This is a genomic window from Dietzia sp. DQ12-76 (assembly GCF_014145045.1).
Taxonomy (GTDB): domain Bacteria; phylum Actinomycetota; class Actinomycetes; order Mycobacteriales; family Mycobacteriaceae; genus Dietzia.
This window is the reverse complement of record NZ_JAALDV010000533.1, coordinates 1-2,033: the sequence shown is the minus strand read 5'-3', so window position 1 is coordinate 2,033 and position 2,033 is coordinate 1. Positions and strand designations below refer to the sequence as shown.

The following is a 2,033-nucleotide window of genomic DNA, read 5'->3' as shown; positions in this document are numbered from 1 at the left end:
TCCCAGTGGCCGACCACCGCGCCGGTGGCGGGCGTGTGCTCGGCTCAGGAGTATCACGCACTCGTCGACGACCTCGTCGGCAGCGGGGTCATCAACGATCGCTCGATGGTGGGCTTCGGGATCCAGCCGGGCGCGGACGGGCGCTCGGTGGAGATCCTGGTGTGCGACGCCTGCCCCTCCGCCGACGCGACGGCGTTGGTGGCCGCGCTGTTCCGCGCGCTGGTCCAACGAGAGGCCGCCGCCCTGGCCGGGGGTGCGGAGCCCGCCGCCCCGGTGGAGACGAGGCTCCGGGCGGCGCTGTGGCGCGCGGCCCGTTCCGGCCTCGAGGGCTCCCTGGTGGATCCGGTCAGCCTCCGGCCACGTCCCGCGGCCGACGTCATCACCGACCTGGTCGACTCCCTGACCGGTCAGCTCGAGGCCACGGGTGACCTGGACATGGTGCGGGAACTGGTCCACGACGCCCTGTACAACGGCAGCAGCGCGTTCCGTCAGCGTCAGACGCTGCGTCGCCGCGGTCACGTCCAGGACATCGTGGACCTGCTCGTGGTGGAGACCGGCGGCACCAGCGGCTCCCGGTCGCCGGTGCCCGACGCGCACGCGAGGCTGTTCGGTGTCTACCTGCCCATCGAGGGACTCGACTCGGATCCGAGCTGGGACGAGGCGGTCGAGGTGGGCGGGCGACCGCGGGCCCCGTACGACCCGGTCCTCACCGCCCTGCAGAGGATCGGCACCGTGAGGCTCCGCGCCCGGCAGGTGAGGGCGGAACAGGAGGCCTCGGTCGCCGGGGTCACGTTCCGGGTCACCGGCCAGGAGCGGCCCCACGCGTTCCCGATGGACTTCGTCCCACGGATCCTCACCGCAGAGGTATGGGAGAGGCTCGCCGCGGGCATCGAGCAGCGCGCCCGAGCCCTCGACGCGTTCCTCGATGACGTCTACGGCGAGCAGGAGTTCGTGGCGGCCGGGCACCTCACCCCCGAGGCCCTGGACCGCGCGCCGGGGTTCCGGACCGGCACCGGGCAGGCACCGGGGGCGGGCCGGGTCCGGGCCCACATCTGCGGGATCGACCTGGTGTGCGCTGACGACGGTCGGTGGTTGGTGCTCGAGGACAACGTCCGCGTCCCCTCGGGCATCGCCTTCTCCACCGCCCACCGCGAGATGACGGCGACCCTGTTCGGAGATCTCGTGGACGAGTTCGATCTCCACTCGCCCGACCAGGCGTTCCCCATGATCCGCGACACCCTGCACGCCGCGGCTCCACCGGCGGCGGGTGACACCCCGAACATGGTGGTGATGTCGTCCGGTCCCGCGGACTCGGCGTGGTTCGAGCACCGCCTCATCGCCGACCGGACCGGACTGCCCCTCGTCACTCCCGACGAGGTGGTCTTCCGCGACGGGATCCTGCACCGCAGGGCCGGGGACGAGCTGGTCAGGGTCGACGTGGTGTACGCGCGGATCGACGAGGACATGCTGCTCAGCTCTCCGGGGCTCGACGGCGAGCCGCTCCGGGACGGTCTGCTGGACGCCCTGGCCGGAGGACGGTTGACGCTGGCCAACGCCCTCGGGAACGGGGTGGCGGACGACAAGGCCGTCTACGCTTCGGTTCCCGCGATGATCGACTTCTACCTGGGCGAAACCCCGATCCTCGACCAGGTCCCGACCTATCTGTGTGCGGACCGCACCCAGCGCGACCTGGTGCTGGAACGGTTGGGCGAGCTGGTGGTCAAACCGATCGACGGGTACGGGGGGCTGGGGATCACCATCGGGCCCGAGTGCTCCGAGGCGGAACTGGCCGCACGGCGCGAAGAGCTGCTCACCCGACCCGAGGGGTTCATCGCCCAGGAGGTGGTGGCCCTGTCCACGCTTCCGACCTTCGACGGCACCCACATGCAGCGGAGGCACGTCGACCTGCGTGCGTTCGCCCACCTGAGGCGCGAGGGGGGCCGGACGACGGCGCACGCGGTCCCGGCCGGCCTCACCCGGGTGGCGCCCGCCGGGTCGTTGATCGTCAACTCCTCGCGCGGGGGCGGCGGCAA

The 2,033-nt window shown here is 72.2% G+C and carries 1 protein-coding gene; it reads left to right on the top strand.

Going from position 1 to position 2,033, the window contains the following annotated elements:
* A partial coding sequence (locus G6019_RS16225) for a carboxylate--amine ligase/circularly permuted type 2 ATP-grasp protein (protein ID WP_182628042.1) occupies positions 1–2,033 on the top strand: 2,033 nt, incomplete at both ends.